This is a genomic window from Streptomyces sp. BK340, assembly GCF_007827595.1.
Classification (GTDB): Bacteria; Actinomycetota; Actinomycetes; order Streptomycetales; family Streptomycetaceae; genus Streptomyces.
Genome location: NZ_VISR01000034.1, coordinates 1 through 16,232 on the forward strand (window position 1 = coordinate 1; position 16,232 = coordinate 16,232).

At 70.1% G+C, this 16,232-nt stretch carries 16 protein-coding genes; 3 read left to right on the plus strand and 13 right to left on the minus strand.

Annotated features, from left to right (window positions below; genetic code table 11):
* Positions 1-160 precede the first annotated feature (160 nt).
* On the minus strand, positions 161-1,759 hold the full coding sequence (locus FB157_RS40145; protein WP_186581896.1) for an MDR family MFS transporter: 1,599 nt from the start codon (positions 1,757-1,759) through the stop codon (positions 161-163).
* 122 nt (positions 1,760-1,881) lie between these two features.
* On the opposite strand from FB157_RS40145, the gene FB157_RS40150 reads away from it, so the two are divergent.
* Positions 1,882-2,481: a TetR/AcrR family transcriptional regulator gene (locus FB157_RS40150; protein ID WP_145885743.1), complete on the plus strand. Its 600-nt coding sequence runs from the start codon at positions 1,882-1,884 to the stop codon at positions 2,479-2,481.
* Positions 2,482-2,666: 185 nt separating this feature from the next.
* Here the strand turns inward: FB157_RS40150 and FB157_RS40155 are convergent, their stop codons facing one another.
* On the minus strand, positions 2,667-3,218 hold the full coding sequence (locus tag FB157_RS40155; RefSeq protein WP_145885745.1) for a M23 family metallopeptidase: 552 nt from the start codon (positions 3,216-3,218) through the stop codon (positions 2,667-2,669).
* A 454-nt stretch (positions 3,219-3,672) separates the two neighbouring features.
* Here FB157_RS40155 and FB157_RS40160 point away from each other — a divergent pair, with 454 nt between their 5' ends.
* Complete coding sequence (locus tag FB157_RS40160) at positions 3,673-4,293, plus strand: HAD family acid phosphatase (RefSeq protein WP_145885747.1); 621 nt, start codon at positions 3,673-3,675, stop codon at positions 4,291-4,293.
* A 110-nt stretch (positions 4,294-4,403) separates the two neighbouring features.
* Here the strand turns inward: FB157_RS40160 and FB157_RS40165 are convergent, their stop codons facing one another.
* Positions 4,404-6,929 carry an ATP-dependent Clp protease ATP-binding subunit gene (locus tag FB157_RS40165; RefSeq protein WP_145885749.1) on the minus strand — a complete coding sequence of 842 codons (2,526 nt, stop codon included), beginning with the start codon at positions 6,927-6,929 and terminating at the stop codon, positions 4,404-4,406.
* A 448-nt stretch (positions 6,930-7,377) separates the two neighbouring features.
* Between FB157_RS40165 and FB157_RS40175 the strand changes: the two genes are divergently transcribed.
* A complete protein-coding gene (locus FB157_RS40175; RefSeq protein WP_186581897.1) occupies positions 7,378-8,028 on the plus strand; it encodes an SCO3374 family protein in 651 nt (216 codons plus the stop codon).
* Here FB157_RS40175 and FB157_RS40180 read toward each other — a convergent pair.
* From FB157_RS40180 to FB157_RS40225, 10 genes are all read right to left on the minus strand, one after another.
* The gene (locus FB157_RS40180) at positions 8,007-8,342 is read right to left on the minus strand and encodes an Lsr2 family protein (RefSeq protein WP_145885753.1); all 336 of its coding nucleotides are present in this window, start codon (positions 8,340-8,342) and stop codon (positions 8,007-8,009) included. The genes FB157_RS40175 and FB157_RS40180 overlap by 22 nt on opposite strands.
* Positions 8,343-8,545: 203 nt before the next feature.
* Entirely contained in the window at positions 8,546-9,079 is a 534-nt protein-coding gene (locus FB157_RS40185; protein WP_145885755.1) for an amino-acid N-acetyltransferase, read from the minus strand.
* Positions 9,080-9,088: 9 nt separating this feature from the next.
* Positions 9,089-9,484 (minus strand): BlaI/MecI/CopY family transcriptional regulator, encoded by a 396-nt coding sequence (locus FB157_RS40190; RefSeq protein WP_385169868.1) that lies wholly within the window; start codon positions 9,482-9,484, stop codon positions 9,089-9,091.
* A gap of 169 nt (positions 9,485-9,653) precedes the next feature.
* Positions 9,654-9,833: a hypothetical protein gene (locus FB157_RS40195; RefSeq protein ID WP_145885759.1), complete on the minus strand. Its 180-nt coding sequence runs from the start codon at positions 9,831-9,833 to the stop codon at positions 9,654-9,656.
* 57 nt (positions 9,834-9,890) lie between these two features.
* Positions 9,891-10,562 carry a hypothetical protein gene (locus FB157_RS40200; protein WP_145885893.1) on the minus strand — a complete coding sequence of 224 codons (672 nt, stop codon included), beginning with the start codon at positions 10,560-10,562 and terminating at the stop codon, positions 9,891-9,893.
* 194 nt (positions 10,563-10,756) lie between these two features.
* Positions 10,757-11,554, minus strand: a complete 798-nt coding sequence (locus tag FB157_RS40205; protein WP_145885761.1) for a type III pantothenate kinase — start codon at positions 11,552-11,554, stop codon at positions 10,757-10,759.
* Positions 11,555-11,559: 5 nt separating this feature from the next.
* Positions 11,560-12,537 carry a carboxylating nicotinate-nucleotide diphosphorylase gene (gene nadC, locus FB157_RS40210; RefSeq protein WP_145885763.1) on the minus strand — a complete coding sequence of 326 codons (978 nt, stop codon included), beginning with the start codon at positions 12,535-12,537 and terminating at the stop codon, positions 11,560-11,562.
* On the minus strand, positions 12,534-14,261 hold the full coding sequence (locus FB157_RS40215) for an L-aspartate oxidase (protein WP_145885765.1): 1,728 nt from the start codon (positions 14,259-14,261) through the stop codon (positions 12,534-12,536). Before FB157_RS40215 ends, nadC begins: the two co-directional genes overlap by 4 nt.
* Positions 14,258-15,256: a pantoate--beta-alanine ligase gene (panC, locus tag FB157_RS40220; RefSeq protein WP_145885767.1), complete on the minus strand. Its 999-nt coding sequence runs from the start codon at positions 15,254-15,256 to the stop codon at positions 14,258-14,260. The genes FB157_RS40215 and panC overlap by 4 nt, the downstream gene beginning before the upstream one ends.
* The gene (locus FB157_RS40225) at positions 15,256-16,200 is read right to left on the minus strand and encodes a Rossmann-like and DUF2520 domain-containing protein (protein WP_145885769.1); all 945 of its coding nucleotides are present in this window, start codon (positions 16,198-16,200) and stop codon (positions 15,256-15,258) included. The genes panC and FB157_RS40225 overlap by 1 nt, the downstream gene beginning before the upstream one ends.
* Between the last annotated feature and the right edge of the window lie 32 nt (positions 16,201-16,232).

Genomic DNA, 16,232 nt, shown 5'->3' on the forward strand with positions numbered 1-16,232 from the left:
ATCTCCAGACTCGAACGAGGCCTCAGCCGAGACGACGACCTCGCCCGTGCCTACCGTGACTGGATCCAGACCGCTTGACGGCAATAGGAGCTTCAACGGCCGGGCACGGCGAAGGCCCCCGGGGCGGACACCAACCGGGGGCCTTCGGCTCAGGGACTGCTCACACCGCTTCGATCACGGGCGCAGGCACCGCGTCCTCGCCGCCCTCCGCAGGAGCCGGCTTCTGCGGACCGCCGCGGAGCGGCACCTCCTTCACGAACAGGGAGGCGATCAGCACGACCACGGCGATCACCGCGCCCAGCAGGAACGCCGAGTGCGTACCGGCGGACACCGCGTGCTGGTACGCCTCCCGCGCCGCCGCCGGCAGCTTCGCGAGGCTCGCCGCGTCCAGCTGGGCCGACTGCTCGGTGATCTTCGAGCCCAGCGCGCCGGCCCGCTCGGCCATGACGTCCTGGACCCGGTGGTTGAACAGGGCGCCCATGATGGCGACGCCGAAGGAGGAGCCGAGCGTACGGAACAGGGTGGTGGACGAGGACGCCACGCCCATGTCCTTCATCTCCACGCTGTTCTGCGCGACCAGCATGGTGACCTGCATCAGGCAGCCCATGCCGAGACCGAGCACGGCCATGTAGAGGCCGGAGGTCAGCCGGGTCGTGTCCGTGTCCATCAGCGACAGCAGGTACAGACCGACGATCATCAGTGCGCCGCCGACGATCGGGAAGATCTTGTAGCGGCCGCTGCCGGTGGTGACCCGGCCGGCCACCATCGAGGTCACCAGCATCGCGCCGAGCATCGGCAGGAGCAGCAGACCCGAGTTGGTCGCGGAGGCGCCCTGCACCGACTGCTGGTACAGCGGCAGGAAGAGCGTGGCGCCGAACATCACGAAGCCGGTGATGAAGCCGATGAGGGACATCAGGGTGAAGTTGCGGCTGCGGAAGATGTGCAGCGGCACGACCGGCTCGGCGGCCTTGGTCTGCCAGAACACGAACCCGATCAGCGCGGCGACGCCGATGCCGATCAGCTCCATGATCCGCGCGGACGTCCAGGAGTACTCGGTGCCGCCCCAGGTGGTGACCAGCACGATCGAGGTGATGCCGACGGTCAGCAGGACGACGCCGAGGTAGTCGATGCCGGCCTTGGACCGCTTCTTCGGCAGGTGCAGCACGGCGCTGACCAGCGCCAGCGCGACCACGCCGAGGGGCAGGTTGATGTAGAAGGACCAGCGCCAGCCCCAGTTGTCGGTGATGGTGCCGCCGACCAGCGGGCCGCCGATCATCGCGAGCGCCATGACGCCGGCCATCATGCCCTGGTACTTGCCGCGCTCCCGCGGCGGGATCAGGTCGCCGATGATGGCCATCACGCCGACCATCAGGCCGCCGGCGCCGAGGCCCTGGATGGCGCGGAAGCCGATGAGCTGCCCCATGTTCTGGGCCATGCCGCTGAGCGCGGAGCCAATCAGGAAGATCACGATCGAGCTCAGGAAGGTGGCCTTGCGGCCGTACATGTCGCCGAGCTTGCCCCAGATCGGGGTGGCCGCCGCGGTCGCGAGGGTGTAGCCGGTCACGACCCACGAGAGGTGTTCCAGCCCGCCCAGCTCGCCGACGATGGTCGGCATCGCCGTGCCCACGATCATGTTGTCCAGCATCGCGAGCATCATCGCGATCATGAGCGCGAGCAGGACCACGCGCACGCTCTTCGGCTTTTTCTCCTGCGGATCGGGTATCCCCTGGGCCGTCACGGCCGCCTGTGTGTCCGCCATCTCCCCTACTCCCCCTGACGACTACTTACTTGCCGCCCGGCTAGTTCACTACACTGGGGAAGGTAGACCTGTCACTAGCCGGTCGTCAAGTAAGTTTTCGCCGGGGGGCGAGGAGTACGAGGATGGGCGTCACCATGGACGGCACCAAGCAGCAGCGCCGCGGCAACACCCGCCAGCGCATCCAGGACGTCGCGCTCGAACTCTTCGCCGAGCAGGGCTATGAGAAGACCTCGCTGCGCGAGATCGCCGAGCATCTCGACGTCACGAAGGCGGCCCTGTACTACCACTTCAAGACGAAGGAAGAGATCATCGTCAGCCTCTTCGAGGACCTGACGCAACCGATCCAGGACCTCATCGCGTGGGGTCGCGACCAGCCGCACACACTGGAGACCAAGCACGAGATCCTGCGGCGCTACAGCCAGGCGCTGGTCGGCGCGGAACCGCTCTTCCGGTTCATGCAGGAGAACCAGGCGACGGTACGGGAACTGCGCATCGGCGACACCTTCAAGGACCGGATGCGCGACCTCAGGGGGATCTTCATCGACCCCGAGGCACCCCTGGTGGAGCAGGTCCGCTGCGTCAGCGCGATGTTCACGCTGCACGCGGGGATGTTCGTGATGCAGGACATGGAAGGCGACTCCGAGAAGAAGCACGAAGCCGTTCTCGAAGTCGCCATGGATCTCGTCACTCAGGCACACCGGGGCGCCCACAAGGAGATCTAGGGGTTTCGTTCGGATCAGGTCGGATCAGGCCGCGGCGTCCGGTGCGGTGCATCGCAAGGCGGAGGATCACCCGCGTACTGGGCGTACCCGGGTGGTCCGACAACGCGGCGAGGTGCCGTGCCGGGCGTCGCGGACCCGGGCTGATCCAAACGAAACCCCCTGGTCCAGCGGCCCGAAGGGCCGGCTCAGACGGTCACGCCCTTGGCGTGCAGGAAGGCGACCGGGTCGACCGCGGAGCCGTAGTTCGGGGTCGTACGGATCTCGAAGTGCAGGTGCGGGCCGGTGGAGTTGCCGGTGCTGCCCGAGAGGGCTATGTGCTGGCCGGTCTTGACGATCTGACCGACCTTGATGTCGATCCGGGACAGGTGGGCGTACTGCGAGTACGTGCCGTTGCCGTGCTTGATGACGACGGCGTTGCCGTACGCGGGGCCGTCACCGGCACCGTTGGGGCCGGCCTTGACGACGGTGCCGCCGTGCGCGGCGACGACCTCGGTGCCGGTCGGGACGGCGAAGTCCTGGCCGCTGTGCTTGGCGACCCAGTGGCTGCCGGCCTGGTCGAAGCCGGCGGAGAGCGTGTACTTCTGCACCGGGTCGACCCAGGCGGTCGCCGACGGTGCGGCGGCGCTCGCGATCCCGGTCCCCAGCACGGCCGTGGCGCCTACTGCGGCGGCCAGGACGGTCACACGGCTGCGGAGCGAGGACGTACGGGAGGAACGGGACGTGAAGCGCTGGATCATCGATACCTCGTGAGTTCGGGGACATGACCGGCACCCGGCGCTCAGGTGTTCGCCGGGCGGACCACACATTGGTAACCCGTCACCCCATCCCAGCTCAAAGCCCCCTATCTACGGCGCAAGCTAGTAGAAGAGCCAAAAAAGGCCCACTTCTTGACAGGTCACCCACCCCCGAGGCCAGCCCGACGACGTCGGTATCTCTTGAGCGATTCCGGGGGTAAAGCACCTTTTTGTCCGTACTAAAATTCCCACTATGGGGTTTAGTAACGGACATTTCGCCTGTGCCGCTTATCACCGGCACCGCAAACCGCCGACCCGAGAAATGTGACGCACACCTCTAGTCACCTACCAGCCGGTAACCCTACGGTTCCCCTCGCGCCACCCTCACCACAGATCATGCCCCTGACAGACAACCGTTCAGGCCGTGCAGCGTACGGACGTGAGAGGACCCCCACCGATGACCAATCGCCCCTGGGCGCGCCGGATTTCCGCCACCGCCGTCTCCGTGGCCGCGCTCACCGCGCTGGCCGCCCCGGCCGAGGCTGCGGACGCGACCACGAGCAGCGCCTCCGCCGCGACCGCCAAGGTCGACTACGCCACCTGGCAGAAGGACTGCCAGTCGGTCATGGACCAGGCCCTGCCGTACCTGAAGGACCGGATCGCCGCCGCCAAGCCCGGCGAGAAGCAGGCGGTCGTCTTCGACATCGACAACACCACGCTGGAGACCGACTTCGGCTTCAGCTACCCGCAGCCGGCCAACAAGCCGGTGCTGAACGTCGCCAAGTACGCACAGGAGCACGGCGTCTCGCTGTTCTTCGTCACGGCTCGCCCGGGCATCATCTACTGGCCCACCGAGTACAACCTGGAGCACGACGGCTACGACGTCTCCGGTCTCTACGTCCGCGGCCTGTTCGACCTCTTCAAGGACGTCGCGGCCTACAAGACCGCCCAGCGCGTCGACATCGAGAACCAGGGCTACACGATCATCGCGAACGTCGGCAACAGCGCCACCGACCTGTCGGGCGGCCACGCCGAGAAGACGTTCAAACTGCCCGACTACAACGGACAGTTGTCGTAACCCCTCCGGAATTCGCCCTTCCGGAATTCGGCCCTCCCCCACGGGAGTCCTTGCATGCGAAAAGGGGCCGGTGCTCGAAAGCACCGGCCCCTTTTCGTCGACCGTGACGCTTACGCGTCCTTGCTCAGGTTCGGCCCGGCACCGCCGGCCGCCTGCTCGATCGGCGGGACGTCGGGCAGAGCCGACTTCTCCTCACCCCGGAAGGTGAAGGTGGCGGCTTCGCCCTCGCCCTCGGTGTCCACGACCACGATGTGACCGGGGCGCAGCTCGCCGAAGAGGATCTTCTCCGAGAGCGAGTCCTCGATCTCGCGCTGGATGGTGCGGCGCAGCGGCCGGGCGCCCAGCACGGGGTCGTAACCCTTCTTGGACAGCAGCTCCTTGGCGGACTGGGAGAGCTCGATGCCCATGTCCCGGTCCTTCAGGCGCTCGTCCACCTTGCCGATCATCAGGTCGACGATCCGCAGGATGTCCTCCTGCGTCAGCTGCGGGAAGACGACGACGTCGTCGACGCGGTTGAGGAACTCGGGGCGGAAGTGCTGCTTGAGCTCGTCCGAGACCTTGTTCTTCATGCGCTCGTAGTTCGACTTCGTGTCACCCGTGGCCGCGAAGCCCAGGTTGAAGCCCTTCGAGATGTCCCGGGTGCCGAGGTTGGTCGTCATGATGATGACCGTGTTCTTGAAGTCCACGACCCGGCCCTGGGAGTCGGTCAGGCGACCGTCCTCCAGGATCTGCAGCAGCGAGTTGAAGATGTCCGGGTGGGCCTTCTCGACCTCGTCGAAGAGGACGACGGAGAACGGCTTGCGGCGGACCTTCTCGGTCAGCTGGCCGCCCTCTTCGTAGCCCACGTAGCCGGGGGGCGAACCGAAGAGACGCGAGACCGTGTGCTTCTCGCTGAACTCCGACATGTCGAGGGAGATCAGCGCGTCCTCGTCACCGAAGAGGAACTCGGCGAGCGCCTTGGAGAGTTCGGTCTTACCGACACCGGACGGGCCGGCGAAGATGAACGAACCACCCGGACGCTTCGGGTCCTTCAGGCCCGCACGCGTACGACGGATCGCCTTCGACAGCGCCTTGACGGCGTCGTTCTGGCCGATGACCCGCTTGTGCAGCTCCTCCTCCATGCGGAGCAGGCGGCTGGACTCCTCCTCGGTCAGCTTGAAGACCGGGATGCCGGTGGCCGTGGCGAGGACCTCGGCGATCAGCTCGCCGTCGACCTCGGCGACGACGTCCATGTCGCCGGCCTTCCACTCCTTCTCCCGCTTGGCCTTGGCGGCCAGGAGCTGCTTCTCCTTGTCACGCAGGGAGGCGGCCTTCTCGAAGTCCTGCGAGTCGATCGCGGACTCCTTGTCCCGGCGGACGGCGGCGATCTTCTCGTCGAACTCGCGCAGGTCCGGCGGCGCGGTCATCCGGCGGATGCGCATCCGGGAACCGGCCTCGTCGATCAGGTCGATCGCCTTGTCCGGCAGGAAGCGGTCCGAGATGTAGCGGTCGGCCAGGGTGGCGGCCTGGACCAGTGCCTCGTCGGTGATGGAGACGCGGTGGTGGGCCTCGTACCGGTCGCGCAGACCCTTGAGGATCTCGATCGTGTGCGGCAGGGACGGCTCGGCGACCTGGATGGGCTGGAAGCGGCGCTCGAGGGCCGCGTCCTTCTCCAGGTGCTTGCGGTACTCGTCCAGCGTGGTCGCACCGATGGTCTGCAGCTCACCGCGGGCCAGCATCGGCTTCAGGATCGAGGCGGCGTCGATGGCGCCCTCGGCGGCCCCCGCACCGACCAGCGTGTGCAGCTCGTCGATGAACAGGATGATGTCGCCGCGGGTGCGGATCTCCTTGAGCACCTTCTTCAGGCGCTCCTCGAAGTCACCGCGGTAGCGGGAGCCGGCGACCAGGGCGCCGAGGTCCAGCGTGTAGAGGTGCTTGTCCTTGAGCGTCTCGGGCACCTCGCCCTTGACGATGGCCTGGGCGAGGCCTTCGACGACGGCGGTCTTGCCGACACCGGGCTCACCGATCAGGACCGGGTTGTTCTTCGTACGGCGGGACAGCACCTGCATGACCCGCTCGATCTCCTTCTCGCGCCCGATGACCGGGTCGAGCTTGGACTCACGAGCGGCCTGGGTGAGGTTCCGGCCGAACTGGTCCAGGACGAGGGAGGTCGAGGGCGTGCCCTCGGCCGGGCCGCCGGCGGTGGCGGTCTCCTTGCCCTGGTAACCGGAGAGCAGCTGGATGACCTGCTGCCGGACCCGGTTGAGGTCTGCGCCCAGCTTGACCAGGACCTGGGCTGCGACGCCCTCGCCCTCACGGATCAGGCCGAGCAGGATGTGCTCCGTGCCGATGTAGTTGTGGCCCAGCTGAAGGGCCTCGCGGAGCGACAGCTCCAGGACCTTCTTGGCACGGGGAGTGAAGGGGATGTGGCCGGACGGGGCCTGCTGGCCCTGGCCGATGATCTCCTCCACCTGCTGGCGGACCGCCTCAAGCGAAATGCCGAGGCTCTCCAGGGCCTTAGCGGCGACACCTTCGCCCTCGTGGATGAGACCCAGGAGGATGTGCTCGGTGCCGATGTAGTTGTGGTTGAGCATCCGGGCTTCTTCCTGAGCCAGGACGACAACCCGCCGCGCGCGGTCGGTGAACCTCTCGAACATCGTTAATCGCTCCTCAGAGCGGTCAGGCAGTGGGGGGAACTTCCCCTCCCTGTCCTTCCGCAGCTTAGTCCCGCAAGCGGGGACCGCTCATTCCAACTGCCGACACCGTCCTTGGCCTCCTGACCCCGAACGCCGACATATGCTCCAACCCGATGGTGCGAGACGATGTTCCCGCAGGCCAGGCAGTTACCCCACTCGCCACTACGCCGATGGCGAACGTGAGACGGCCCGTTCTGCGCGTCGCCCCCTCCCACTAGGCATGTCTTACCCGCAGGGACAGACACTCCATGCCGCGCGCACCGGTTCCCTCCGCTATGGGCGAACAACCTTGCGCCTCCGCGGACCCCCACACGCTGCCCTGTTGAGCACTCTGCGCAACGATCAGGGCACCCAGCGTAACCTGTGGCCCGCTTCGGCTGTTGCACTTGGCATGGCTGGCTCGGTCTCCATGACCTCCACTGTCCCCCTTCCTCGCCGACCGCTCGACCGGAAGCTCTCCGATCTTCCGGAGAGCCCGGAAGTACGGGCCCGGCACTGGTACGAGAACGACCTGGGCTGGCCGACCGTGCCCGGGCGGCCGCTGCGGTTGGTCACGGGGCTGCGGTTCGACGTCCTGGACGTGCCGGCCGGGGCGGGAGCGGCGGCGCTCAGGCATCTCGCGCCGGGCTCTGCGGTGGCTCTGTGGGGCGACCGGATGCGGCTGCTGCTGGCCGTCGGCAGCGCGGAGGAACTGCCCGGACTGCTGGAGTGGCTGCAATGGGGGGCGCTGGCACTGGACCTTCGGGTCCTGGGCGCGGGCGGCCTGATGGAGGCGCCGCTACCGCCCGAGCGGGCCCGGAGCGGGGCTCAGCCGCTTCTCGACGGGCCCCGTGCCGACGGCTGCCTGCAGGGGGCCGCCGTATGGCTGCGGCCCCCCGGGCCGGGGGGCGAGGCCGAGGCCTCGCTGCCGGCGTTGCCGGCCATGGGGAGCCCGAAAGGCGCCCCCGATCTCGTACGACTGGTGGACACGGTGGCAGCGCAGTGCCACCGGATCCGGCTGGGGCGCCCGAGCGCCCGGCCGCCCGCCTGCCGGCGGAATCAGCCGTTGGCCTTCTCGTAGGCCTCACGAATGGACGCGGGAACACGGCCGCGGTCGTTGACCTCGAAACCGTTGTCCTTCGCCCAGGCGCGGATCTGCGCGGTGTCCTGGCTGCCGCCGGAAGCGGCACGCGTCTTTCCACGCCCGCCCGAAGCACGGCCACCGGTACGCCGACCACCCTTCACATAGGGGTCGAGAAGGCCACGCAGCTTGTCCGCATTGGCGGTCGTGAGATCGATCTCGTACGTCTTGCCGTCCAGCGCGAACGTCACGGTCTCGTCCGCCTCGCCGCCGTCGAGGTCGTCGACAAGAAGGACCTGAACCTTCTGTGCCACCGGATTTCCTTTCATCGATAACGTGAGGGCCAGGGGGTGTGTGGCGCCCGCCGTTTCGCCGCCCCTGTTATATGCAGTACTGCAGTACGTCGGAAAGCAAACCGCTTTTGCCGGAAAAACACAAACCCCTGGGAGAGGCCCGGGGGCCCGCTCCGGCCCGGAAACATGCGCGTTTCGGACATAGGGCACCGGGGCAAAGACGATCACAGATGCAGAAGCATCCGGCTGTTGCCCAAGGTGTTCGGTTTCACTCGTTCGAGACCGAGGAACTCGGCGACGCCCTCGTCATAGGAACGCAACAGCTCCGCGTACACATCGGTGTCGACCGGCGTCTCCCCGATCTCCACGAAGCCGTGCTTCCCGAAGAAGTCCACTTCGAAGGTGAGACAGAAAACGCGCCGAACGCCGAGCCAGCGCGCCGTCTCCACCAACTTCCCCAGCAACCGATGACCGACACCGGCGCCCTTGAGGCCGGGCTTCACCGCGAGAGTGCGGACTTCCGCCAGGTCTTCCCACATGACGTGCAGCGCCCCGCAGCCGACCACCTCGGCGTTGTCGTCGCGTTCCGCCACCCAGAACTCCTGGATGTCCTCGTAAAGCGTCACCGTGGCTTTGTCGAGCAGGATGCGGTCGCGGACGTAGGCGTCGAGGAGGCGGCGCACGGCCGGGACATCGCTGGTCCGGGCCCGCCGGACGGTGATGGCTTTTGCGGTGACTTCGGGACGCTCTGCTGACATGAGCGGACGCTATCGCCCGGCGGCCTCCCCCGCCGCGCCGGGGTTCTCCGCTTGGGGGGCTCGGGGGGCTTCCTGGGTTTCCGGCCCCTGGACGATGCGTACGGCGTCCCTGAGAGCCTGGCGCTGTTCCTCGCTCATCATCCCGAAGAAGGCGACGAGAGCGGCGGCGGGGTTGTCGCTCTGCGACCAGGCGTCGTTCATCAGAGCGGCGGCGTAGGCGGCCCGGGTGGAGACGGCCTCATATCGATAGGCGCGCCCTTCCGCCTCACGGCGCACCCAGCCCTTCTGATGAAGATTGTCCAAAACCGTCATCACGGTGGTGTACGCGATGGACCGTTCCTGCTGCAGGTCTTCCAGGACTTCTCGAACGGTCACCGGGCGGTTCCACTTCCACACCCGCGTCATGACCGCGTCTTCGAGTTCTCCCAATGGGCGAGGCACAGCTCAGAACAATAGTGGGAGATCCCGGCAATGGCGTGCCGGACGTGCACTTAGGCTACAAACGCGAACAAAAAGGGCGCATGACTCGGAGAGCACCGGGGTGCGGGGAGTCGTGCGCCCAGAGCCTTGCGGTTCAGGCGTCGCCGGCGGCGGAGGCCTGACGGGTGCCTTCCGCGCGCGCGAGGGCGGCGTCCACGGCCGCGTCCTCCTTGGCCTTGGCGGCCCCGCCCTGGGTCTTCACGATCACCCTGACCACACCGATGAAGAACACGGCCATGACGACCGGGGGCACGAGCGCGGAGACGTAGTCCATGGCTCCAGGGTAGCCACGCGGGCAGGGGCGAAAGGGGCGGGGTGGGCGAAGGGATGCTCAGCCGGCGGCGAGCTGCGGCGACCCGGCGGTCTCGGCCGCGCCGGCGGGCGGCGTCGGCGGCTTGCGGCGGGGGAAGACCTCGCCCGGCGTGGGGATGGGGCGCTTCGGGGCGGCCGGTTCGGAGGCCGGGCGCTCGGCGGGACGTGCGGGAGGGGTCTTGCCGGGCTTCGGAGCGGGCTTCTGGGCGGGCTTCTCCGGGTCGTCGGCCTCTGCGGCCAAGCTCTCGCCCGAGCCGCCGGGAAGGGCCGTCAGGCGCGTCCTGGAGGGCGGTACGGCGGGGGCCGGGACCTTGCGGGCCCCCTGGGCGAAGCGTGCCCGTACGTCCTGCTCGGCGAGCGCCTGGCAGCGGTCCAGCAGGGTGGCCGCCGCGGGGTTGCCGCGCAGCGCCCGGAGCGCGGCGAGATCGTCCGGCGTCGGCCGGTGTCCGGCGCCCAGCGCCTCCTCGAGCAGGGTGAGGTAGCCGGGGGCGGTGCCCGGCAGGGCGGCGCGGTACCGGCCCAGGTCGGCCACCAGGAAGGCGCGCAGCCTGGCCCCCTCGGACACCGCCTCGTCGAGGGACTCGGCGAGGCGGAAGCAGTCCTTGACGTCCTCGGCGGACGCTCGGCCGGAGTGAAGGGCGAGGGCGAGAGCACGGCGGAGCACACGCAGCTCCTCCGCGCCGAACGCCATGCCGCCGCGGGATCCGTATGGCGTGGGCATGCGGCGACGCTACCGCTAATCGGACAAAAGTGACGAATCGGAATGCTGTGTCGTCGCGTGTCGCCGGCAGGTTTCCCCCGGCCGGGGCCACCCGCGCGCGTACGGCACGGAGACCGGGCGCGCGGTGCCCGCGAAGACCGGCGGCCGCCACGGGCGCCGGCGCCTCACATCCGCGACACGTTCCGTTCGTACACCAGGCGCAGGCCGATCAGGGTCAGCCACGGCTGGTGCTCGTCGATCACCGAGGACTCGCCCAGCACCACCGGCGCGAGGCCGCCCGTGGCGATCACCGTGACGTCGTCGGGGTCGTCGGCCAGCTCCCGGGCCATCCGGCCCACCACGCCGTCGACCTGCCCGGCGAAGCCGTACACGACGCCCGACTGCATGGCCTCGACGGTGTTCTTGCCGATCACGTTCCTGGGCCGGGCCACCTCGATCTTCCGCAGCTGCGCGGCCCTGATCCCGAGGGCCTCCACCGAGATCTCGATGCCGGGGGCGATGACCCCGCCGACGTACTCCCCGCGCGCGGAGATCGCGTCGAAGGTGGTCGCCGTGCCGAAGTCGACGACGATCGCCGGGCCGCCGTACAACTCGTTCGCCGCGACCGCGTTGATGATGCGGTCGGCGCCGACCTCCTTGGGGTTGTCGAACTGGATCGGCACGCCCGTCTTCACACCCGGCTCGACCAGCACCGCGGGCACGTCGCCGTAGTAGCGCCGGGTGACCTCGCGCAGCTCGTGCAGCACCGACGGCACGGTCGCGCAGATCGCGATGCCGTCGATGCCGTCGCCCAGCTCCTCACCGAGCAGCGGGTGCATGCCCATCAGGCCCTGCAGCAGCACCGCCAGCTCGTCCGCCGTGCGGCGCGCGTCCGTGGAGATGCGCCAGTGCTCGACGATGTCCTCGCCGTCGAACAGGCCGAGCACGGTGTGCGTGTTACCGACGTCGATCGTGAGCAGCATGGCCGTTACTCCGCCTCGCGCAGGTCCAGGCCGATGTCGAGGATCGGCGAGGAGTGGGTGAGGGCGCCGACGGCCAGGAAGTCCACGCCGGTGTCGGCGTACATGCGCGCGGTGTCGAGGGTGAGCCGCCCGGAGGCCTCCAGCAGGGCCCGCCCGCCCACGATCCCGACGGCCTCCGCGCACTCGTCGGGCGTGAAGTTGTCCAGCAGGATCAGGTCGGCGCCAGCCTCCACGACCTCGCGCAGCTGGTGCAGGGTGTCGACCTCGACCTCGATCGGCACCTCCGGGAAGGCCTCCCGCACGGCCTTGAAGGCCTGTGCGACGCCCCCGGCGGCCACCACGTGGTTGTCCTTCACCAGGGCGGCGTCGGAGAGCGACATGCGGTGGTTGACGCCCCCGCCGCAGCGCACCGCGAACTTCTCCAGCGAGCGCAGCCCCGGCGTGGTCTTGCGGGTGTCACGCACGCGCGCCCCGGTGCCTTCCAGCAGGTCCGCCCACGCGCGCGTGGCGGTCGCGATGCCGGAGAGGCTGCACATGAGGTTGAGGGCGCTGCGCTCGGCGGTGAGCAGGTCACGCGTGCGCGTGGTGACCGACAGCAGCTTCTGCCCGGCCTCGACGCGGTCGCCGTCCTCGACGTGCCGCTCGACCTCGAACTCGTCCGTGCAGACCACCGAGAGCACGGCCTCGGCGACCCGCAGGCCCGCCGCCACGCCGGCCTCACGCGCGGTGAAGTCGCCGGTGGCCACGGCGTCCTCGGGGATCGTCGCGACGGTCGTCACGTCCACGCCGCCGGCCAGGTCCTCCTGGATGGCGACGTTCGCGATGTCCTCGACCTCGACGGGGTCGAGCCCGGCAGCGGCCAGCAGCTCGGCGAGCGCGGGGTCGAGCCCGCACTCCAGGTACTCCTCGTCGCCCTCCGCGCCGCAGGCGCAGCCGTCACCGCAGCCGCCGGTCGGGGCGAGGGGAAGGTCGTCGGTGCTCACTTGTTCTGCTCCTGAGGGCGCTGGTGTTGCCGGGTCGGGGGGAAGTCTGCGGTGTCCGTGGTGCGTACGGCCAGCGACCGGTCGGGATTGAGCCGTACGACGATGTGGCGTCGCCAGCCCGTGTCGTCGCGCTCGGCGCGGTCCTCGCGCCAGTGGCAGCCGCGGGTCTCCTCGCGCAGCCGCGCGGCGGCGACCAGGACGCGGGCCACGCACAGGAGGTTGGTCGCCTCCCAGGTGTCGACGCCCGGCTCGGCGGTCTTGCCGTTCTCCGCCAGGGCGTCGCGGGCCTCGGTGTGCAGCCGCTGGAGCTGGTCCGCGGCCTTGTCCAGCGATTCCGCGGAGCGGAGCACGGCCGCGCCTTCGGTCATGATCCGCTGGATGGCGAAACGGGCCTCGGAGGCGAGCAGCGGGTACGCCGGCTTCTCCGGGTGCGGGACCGGTTCGGGCACGCGTGCGTGGAGGCCGTCCGCGGCGTGGGCCGCCGTGATGTCTGCGGCGATGCGCTCGGCGTAGACGAGGCCTTCGAGGAGGGAGTTGGAGGCGAGCCGGTTGGCGCCGTGCACGCCGGTGCAGGCGACCTCGCCGCACGCGTACAGGCCCGGGACGGTCGTACGCCCCCGCGCGTCGGTGCGGACCCCGCCGGAGGCGTAGTGGGCGGCCGGGGCGATCGGGATGGGCTCGGTGACCGGGTCGATGCCGTTGGCACGGCACGCGGCCAGGATCGTCGGGAAGCGGTGCTCCCACATGTCGGCGCCGAAGTGCCGGGCGTCGAGGAACATGTGCTCGGCATCCTGCTCCTGCATCCGCCGCATGATGCCCTTGGCGACGATGTCCCGGGGCGCCAGCTCGGCCAGCTCGTGCTGTCCGACCATGAAGCGCACCCCGTCCCCGTCGACCAGGTGGGCGCCCTCGCCGCGCACCGCCTCGGAGACGAGCGGCTGCTGGCCCTCGGCGTCGGGGCCGAGGAAGAGCACGGTCGGGTGGAACTGGACGAACTCCAGGTCGCTGACCTCCGCGCCCGCGCGCAGCGCCAGCGCGACGCCGTCGCCGGTCGACACGGACGGGTTGGTGGTCGCGGAGAACACCTGCCCCATGCCGCCGGTCGCGAGGACGACCGCGGGCGCGTGCACGGCGCCCACGCCGTCGTGCTGGCCCTCGCCCATCACGTGCAGGGTGACGCCCGCCGTGCGGCCGTCGGTGTCCGTCAGCAGGTCCAGGACCAGCGCGTTCTCGATCATGCGCACCCCGCGCGCGCGTGCGGCCTCCACGAGCGCCCGGGAGACCTCCGCACCGGTCGCGTCCCCACCGGCGTGCACGATACGGCGGCGGTGGTGTCCGCCCTCGCGGGTGAGCTCGATGTCACCCTCGTCGTCGGTGTCGAAGTGGGCACCGGTGGAGATCAGCCGGCGTACCGCGTCGGGCCCTTCGGTGACGAGGATCCGTACGGCGTCCTCGTCGCACAGGCCGGCGCCGGCCACCAGGGTGTCCTCGAGGTGCTGCTCCGGGGTGTCGCCCTCGCCCAGGGCGGCGGCGATGCCGCCCTGCGCCCAGCGCGTGGAGCCGTCGTCCAGGCTGGCCTTGGTGACGACGACCGTCGTCAGGCCGGCGGCCTCGCAGCGCAGGGCGGCGGTCAGGCCGGCCACTCCCGAGCCGACGACGACCACGTCCGCGGGGATGGACCACCCGGGTGCGGGTGCGTGCAGTCGTATGCCTGTGCTGGTCACGAGGCGGCTCCGAGGGATCCGAAGGTGAGAGGGAGGTTGTCGATCAGCCGGGTGGTGCCCACCCGGGCGGCCACCGCGAGGACGGCCTCGCCGGTGAAGCCGTCACCGATCTCGGTGAAGTCGGACGGGTCCACGAGGGCGAGGTAGTCCAGCTGGAGCGGCGGGTCGAGGCGGACGCCCTCGTCCAGGACCTGGCGGGCGGCCGCGCGGACGGCCGCCGGGCCGGACGCGGCGGTGGCCACGGCGTGCGCGTCGGCCGCCGCGCGGGACTCCCCTATGGCGCTCAGCGCCTCGGCACGCGCGTGCGTGGAGGGCACTTCGCGGGCCCGCGCGCGCAGCGCCTCCTGCGCGGCGTGCCGGTCGCGGCCGGCGAACAGCGCGCGGGACAGGGTGAGGGCCGTAAGGCGCTCGTCGGGCGAGAGGTAGCGGTTGCGGCTGGACAGGGCGAGCCCGTCCTCCTCGCGCACGGTCGGTACGCCGACGATCTCGATGCCGAAGTTCAGGTCCCGCACCATGCGCCGGATCAGGGCCAGTTGCTGGGCGTCCTTCTGCCCGAACAGGGCCACGTCGGGACGGCTGAGGTGCAGCAGCTTGGCGACGACGGTGAGCACGCCGTCGAAGTGCCCGGGCCGCGAGGCGCCCTCCAGACGCTCACCCATCGGACCCGCGGAGACCCGGACCTGGGGTTCGCCGCCCGGGTACACCTCGTCGGCGGAGGGTGCGAACACGGCATCGGCGCCCGCCTGCTCGGCGAGCTTCAGGTCGGCCTCGAGGGTGCGCGGGTAGCGGTCCAGGTCCTCGCCGGCGCCGAACTGCAGCGGGTTGACGAAGACGGTGACGACGACCTCACCGCCCGGGCCTGCCATCTCGCGCGCGGCGCGGATCAGCGTGGCGTGGCCCTCGTGCAGGGCGCCCATGGTCATCACGACGGCACGGCGGCCGCGGCGCACACGCGCGTGCAGCTCTTCGGCGGTGCTCAACAGGGCGGCGGTCATCAGGCGTTCCCCTCGGTGCTGTTCGTGCCGTCGGCGCCGTTCCCGCCGTCGGCCAGCACGCCGAGCAGGTCCTCGGCGAGTTCCGGCTTCAGCAGGCCGTGGGCGAGGGCACGGTCGGCGGTCGCGCGGGCCATCGCCAGATAGCCCGCGACGGTCTGCGGGGCGTGTCTGCGCAACTCGGTGACGTGCGCGGCGACCGTGCCGGCGTCCCCGCGCGCGACCGGTCCGGTGAGCGCCGCGTCGCCGGAGCGCAGCGCGTTGTCCAGGGCGGCGCCGAGGAGCGGGCCGAGCATCCGGTCGGGAGCCTCGACACCGGCCGTGCGCAGCAGCTCCATGGACTGGGCGACCAGGGTCACCAGGTGGTTGGCGCCGAGGGCGAGGGCCGCGTGGTAGAGCGGGCGGTTCTCCTCGCTGATCCACTCGGGCTCACCGCCCATCTCGATGACCAGGGCCTCGGCGGCCAGGCGCAGTTCCTCGGGCGCGGTGACGCCGAAGGAGCAGCCCGCCAGGCGCTGGACGTCCACCGGGGTGCCGGTGAAGGTCATCGCCGGGTGCAGCGCCAGGGGCAGCGCGCCCGCGCGCAGGGCGGGGTCGAGGACCTTCGCGCCGTACCGCCCGGAGGTGTGCACGAGCAGCTGTCCCGGCCGTACGGCGCCGGTCTCGGCGAGGCCGGCGACCAGGCCGGGCAGGGCGTCGTCGGGGACGGTGAGCAGGACGAGGTCGGCGCGCCGGAGAACCTCGGCGGGCGGCACCAGCGGCACGTCGGGGAGCATCGTCTCGGCGCGCCTGCGGGAGACGTCGGAGACTCCGGACACGGCCACCGGGCGATGCCCGGCGAGCTGGAGGGACGCGGCCAGGGCGGGGCCCACCCGGCCGGCGCCGACGACGCCGACGGTGAGCCGCGCGGGGCGGTCCTTGAGGTCTGGCTGGTGGACTGTACTCACGCGACGGAGGCCTTCCCGTTCCAGTCCGCTCT

Bases quoted from the DNA above. Each gene is read 5' to 3' on its own strand.
- FB157_RS40185 (WP_145885755.1), bottom strand. From the start codon at position 9,079: ATGTCAGCAGAGCGTCCCGAAGTCACCGCAAAAGCCATCACCGTCCGG.
- FB157_RS40190 (WP_385169868.1), bottom strand. From the start codon at position 9,484: ATGACGCGGGTGTGGAAGTGGAACCGCCCGGTGACCGTTCGAGAAGTC.
- FB157_RS40195 (WP_145885759.1), bottom strand. From the start codon at position 9,833: ATGGACTACGTCTCCGCGCTCGTGCCCCCGGTCGTCATGGCCGTGTTC.
- FB157_RS40155 (WP_145885745.1), bottom strand. From the start codon at position 3,218: ATGATCCAGCGCTTCACGTCCCGTTCCTCCCGTACGTCCTCGCTCCGC.
- FB157_RS40205 (WP_145885761.1), bottom strand. From the start codon at position 11,554: ATGCTGCTCACGATCGACGTCGGTAACACGCACACCGTGCTCGGCCTG.
- FB157_RS40160 (WP_145885747.1), top strand. From the start codon at position 3,673: ATGACCAATCGCCCCTGGGCGCGCCGGATTTCCGCCACCGCCGTCTCC.
- FB157_RS40200 (WP_145885893.1), bottom strand. From the start codon at position 10,562: ATGGCGTTCGGCGCGGAGGAGCTGCGTGTGCTCCGCCGTGCTCTCGCC.
- panC (WP_145885767.1), bottom strand. From the start codon at position 15,256: ATGACCGCCGCCCTGTTGAGCACCGCCGAAGAGCTGCACGCGCGTGTG.
- FB157_RS40165 (WP_145885749.1), bottom strand. From the start codon at position 6,929: ATGTTCGAGAGGTTCACCGACCGCGCGCGGCGGGTTGTCGTCCTGGCT.
- FB157_RS40175 (WP_186581897.1), top strand. From the start codon at position 7,378: ATGACCTCCACTGTCCCCCTTCCTCGCCGACCGCTCGACCGGAAGCTC.
- FB157_RS40145 (WP_186581896.1), bottom strand. From the start codon at position 1,759: ATGGCGGACACACAGGCGGCCGTGACGGCCCAGGGGATACCCGATCCG.
- FB157_RS40150 (WP_145885743.1), top strand. From the start codon at position 1,882: ATGGGCGTCACCATGGACGGCACCAAGCAGCAGCGCCGCGGCAACACC.